This window comes from Binatus sp. (SeqCode) (assembly GCF_035272065.1).
In the GTDB taxonomy this organism is placed as follows: Bacteria; Desulfobacterota; Binatia; order Binatales; family Binataceae; genus Binatus.
Genome location: NZ_DATEQZ010000102.1, coordinates 1 through 3,941 on the forward strand (window position 1 = coordinate 1; position 3,941 = coordinate 3,941).

The window sequence follows — 3,941 nt, forward strand, 5'->3', positions numbered from 1 at the left end:
GAATCATCAGCCCACACCACTCTTCCACACCGTGCCGCGACTGAAGTAGGTCGCGGGTAGAACCTGCAATCCCAGTCCCGCGTCCCTAACGAGATATGAAACTTGAGTAATCAAACCCTTTCCTCAACACCCTGCTAGGGAATCGGAGCGGTTCTTGCGGAGCCCCATCGCGCGTCGCGCGGTCTTGAAGGCGGCTAGTTCCGTTACCTTGACTGCGTAACCCAAGCGAGGTTTAAGGGGTTTTACGATCAGGCGGATGGTGCGCATGTTCGAGCGTCTAAAGGACCGCGCTGAGTGGAAGTTCTTCGGCGTTTTGCTGAAAGCTGATCGCCCGCTTGCAATCGCATGGTGGGCCGCGCTCGCACTGCGCGGACTGCTGCCAGTTCTATTCGCTATCGCGATGGGCGCGCTCGTGGGTGCCGTGCGACGCGGCAATCCTCTTGCTACGCCGCTTATCGCCGTCGGCACGGTGTTCGTGCTCCTTCAGATAGCGCCACCGTTCCACCATGCGGTTGGCGCGAACCTCGGTAGCCGGGTCGCCGCCTGGCTCTACGATCAGTTGACCATCGCATGCGTCAGCCCGCCCGGCATGGGACATCTCGAAGACCCGCGACTACCACCGATCTCGCGATGGCGCGCGACTTCGACCTGGGTATCAGTGGACCGCCGATGAGCATCTCGATGGACGTCATCGCGTCGGGGCTGTCATCGCGTCGGGGCTGGTCGAGATGGTTGGAGGACTGATGTCCGCCGCGGTGCTGGCAGCCTACGCATGGTGGGCGCCTCTTTTGCTCGCGGGCGCATGGCTCGCGACGCACTGGCTGCTGCGGGAAAGCGGAGTCTGGCGCGACCGCAATACACAGATGAGGTGCGTGAGGCGCAGCGGCACGCCGACTAATGCCTATCGACTCGCCGTCGATCCGCCCGCCGCCAAGGAACTGCGCCTGTTCGGACTCGCGTAATGGACGATCGAGCGGTTCACCTCGCGACGACGACGCCTGTTCGATCTCCGCTGGGAGGCGACGCGGCTGCGCGAGCAGCCGGTGCTCTGGAGCCTGCTGTTGGTGCTGTCCGCCAACCTGATCGTGTTCTGGGCGATCGCGACAGATGCGGCCGCCGGACGAATCCTAGTAGGCCACGTCGTTACATTCGCCAGCGCGGCCGTCAGCACGAGCATGATAGCGTTTGGCGGTTTGTCATGGGCGCTCGATGGTGCGGCGGCGCCGGCGGGCGCTGTGATCCGGCTGCAAGATGCGATGGCTCCAGCCGGGAGTATCACGCGCGGCGAAAGAGCGGCGACCAACCTGCCGTCGCGCGAGATTCGATTTCGCAACGTGAGCTTCGCGTATCCGGCGGGTGGAGATCGGGTGCTGTCCGGATTTGACTTGACGATTCCGGCGGGCACCTCGCTCGCGATTGTAGGCCAGAACGGGGCGGGCCAAACCACGCTGGCGAAGCTGCTGTGCCGGCTCTACGACCCGGATGAAGGAGCGATCGAGATCGATGGCGTCGACCTGCGCGAAATCGATATCGACGCGTGGCGCGAGCGAGTGACGGCAGTGTTCCAGGACTTCACCAAGTTTGAGCTCGCGCTGCGCGACAATGTTTCGCCCGCGGGTGCGCCGGATGACGCGATCAAGCAGGCGCTGGTACAAGCTGGCGCGGCGAATCTCGCGTCGCTCCACACGATCCTCGCGCGCGGATACCAGAACGGCACCGATCTTTCGGGCGGGCAGTGGCAGCGGATCGCGCTGGCGCGCGCGCTGTGTGCGGTGAAGCTTGGCGCGGGCGTGGTAATGCTCGACGAGCCGACCGCGCAACTCGACGTGCGTGGCGAGAGCGAGATTTTCGATCGGATTCTAACGGCGACGGATCACGCGACTACCATATTGATATCGCATCGATTCTCGACGGTGCGTCACGCGGATCGCATTTGCGTGCTCGAACACGGCCGCGTGATCGAACTCGGCACCCATGACGAACTGATGGCGGTCGGCGGACGCTACCGCTGTGGCTACCAAAAACCCCGAAAGCGCCGAAAAGGCTAGTGTTTTGCGATTGACCGCCTTAGTGTCGCCGATATGCTTAAGCTCCTTGATGTTTCCCGGCTCACATGCCGAATCCGTAGGAGGGCAGCGGTAGAATTAGAGAATCTCGCCTTGCGTCACCAGCTGCACGTTCTTCGCCGGCAGCAGCAGCGTCGGCCCCGGCTGTTCGCGATCGACCGCTTGCTCTGGGTCTGGCTCTACCGATTGTGGCCGCGCTGCCTTGAGGTGATGGTGTTGGTCAAGCCGGGCACAGTCGTACAATGGCACCGGCAGGGATTTCGCCTGTTTTGGCGTTGGCGCTCGAGATCTGGGCGGCCGTCGGTGGAACGCGAGATTCGTGATCTGATTCGGCAGATGAGCAGCACCAACCCGCTCTGGGGTGCGCCCCGGATCCACGGCGAACTGCTCAAGCTCGGCATCGCGGTCAGCCAGGCTACGGTCGCGAAGTATATGGTGAGAATCCGAGGGACACCTTCTCAGAACTGGCGGACTTTCCTGCGCAATCACGCCGAAGGCATCGCTGCAATCGACATGTTCGTCGTAGCGTCCGCGTCGTTTCACCTGCTCTACGTCATGATCATTCTCGCGCACGATCGAAGGGAGATCGTGCGCGCGGCCGTCACCGCGCACCAGACCGCCGCTTGGCTTTCGCGCTAGGTAACCGAAGCGTTCCCGTGGGACACCGCTCCGCGCTATCTGCTGCGCGATCGCGATGCGTCTTATGGCTCCTACTTCTGCAACCGGGTCGAAGCGATGGGGATCACAGAGGTGATCACAGCGCCCCGATCACCGTGGCAGAACGCATACGTCGAGCGAGTGATCGGCTCGATCCCCGCGAGTGTCTGGATCACATCGTCATCTTCAACGAGCGCCATCTGCGCCGCGTAATGTTCTCCTATGTCGATTACTACCAACGCACTCGAACGCATCTGTCGCTCGACAAGGATTGTCCGGACCCGCGGCCGATCTTGCCACGCCGGATCGGAAAGGTGATCGCCATCCCTCAGGTCGGCGGCCTGCATCATCGCTACGAGCGCCTCGCCGCCTGATTCGTCACTGGTTACCGCTCAGAAATCGTCGCGCGGTGGCCCGTACGCGTGCGTACGAAGATCTATTCATCAAAGGATTTTCGATCTCGATCAGTAGTCGGCCGTTTGTGGTTCGGATCGCCGCCCGTCTCACTTGGCGCATTAATTCGATTGCGATTCTCGCAGGCGTCTCAAATTCCGGTGCAGACGGAAATTTTAGTAGAGACAGGGAAATTCCGGCTTGAACGTTCATTTTCCCCTGGGAATGAACCCCGGGATGCCTGTGTCAACAACCGAATTGAGCCTGACTCGCGTACTGATCCCTTGAGTGATCGCCTCGATAGCGTCATCGGGAAGAGTCGAGATTTCCAAATTTTCCCTGATGTGGAGCGCGCTTGTAGCTGTGGTTAGAGGCGCGGTGATGCGTTGTACAGCCCATGCCAGCAGAACTTGAGCGGGGGTTTTATGGGCGCGCTTGGCGATGCCCGTGATGACAGGATCGTCGAGTAACCTCGGTTGGATACCATGACCCAACGCCGCGAAGGCCTGCATCACGATGCCATTCCTCTTGCAATAGTCGAGCAGTTCCCATTGAGGGAGATATGGATGGGATTCGACTTGAAGAACAGCAGGCTTTACCCGTGCGGATTCGAACACCTCTTTCAGCTGTCCCAGACTGACGTTCGATAATCCGATAACCTTGCACCGGCGTTCGTCCACGAGGCTCTCCAAAGCCTTCCACGTATCCGTCAGGGTCGTCGCATCATCATAAATCACGTTGGCGTTCTCGTCCCTCGGGTCCTGGTCGTCCCCGGGTTTGAAAGCAAATGGGGTATGGATGCAGTATAGATCGACATAGTCTAGT

6 protein-coding genes are annotated in these 3,941 nt (G+C 60.8%); 5 read left to right on the top strand and 1 reads right to left on the bottom strand.

What is annotated here, in order from left to right; all coding sequences use genetic code 11:
* Nucleotides 1-265: 265 nt before the first annotated feature.
* The 5 genes from VJX68_RS16830 to VJX68_RS16850 all read left to right on the top strand — a co-directional run bounded on the left by VJX68_RS16830 (nucleotide 266) and on the right by VJX68_RS16850 (nucleotide 3,097).
* Nucleotides 266-673 (top strand): hypothetical protein, encoded by a 408-nt coding sequence (locus VJX68_RS16830; protein ID WP_324096875.1) that lies wholly within the window; start codon nucleotides 266-268, stop codon nucleotides 671-673.
* Between the two features lie 55 nt (nucleotides 674-728).
* Entirely contained in the window at nucleotides 729-962 is a 234-nt protein-coding gene (locus tag VJX68_RS16835; protein WP_324096876.1) for a hypothetical protein, read from the top strand.
* A gap of 81 nt (nucleotides 963-1,043) precedes the next feature.
* Nucleotides 1,044-2,048: an ABC transporter ATP-binding protein gene (locus tag VJX68_RS16840; protein ID WP_324096877.1), complete on the top strand. Its 1,005-nt coding sequence runs from the start codon at nucleotides 1,044-1,046 to the stop codon at nucleotides 2,046-2,048.
* A gap of 111 nt (nucleotides 2,049-2,159) precedes the next feature.
* Nucleotides 2,160-2,705 (top strand): hypothetical protein, encoded by a 546-nt coding sequence (locus VJX68_RS16845; protein ID WP_324096878.1) that lies wholly within the window; start codon nucleotides 2,160-2,162, stop codon nucleotides 2,703-2,705.
* Nucleotides 2,706-2,839: 134 nt separating this feature from the next.
* A complete protein-coding gene (locus VJX68_RS16850; protein ID WP_324096879.1) occupies nucleotides 2,840-3,097 on the top strand; it encodes a hypothetical protein in 258 nt (85 codons plus the stop codon).
* 228 nt (nucleotides 3,098-3,325) lie between these two features.
* Here VJX68_RS16850 and VJX68_RS16855 read toward each other — a convergent pair.
* Nucleotides 3,326-3,941: aldo/keto reductase (locus VJX68_RS16855; protein ID WP_324096880.1), on the bottom strand; the 616-nt coding region annotated here is incomplete at its 5' end.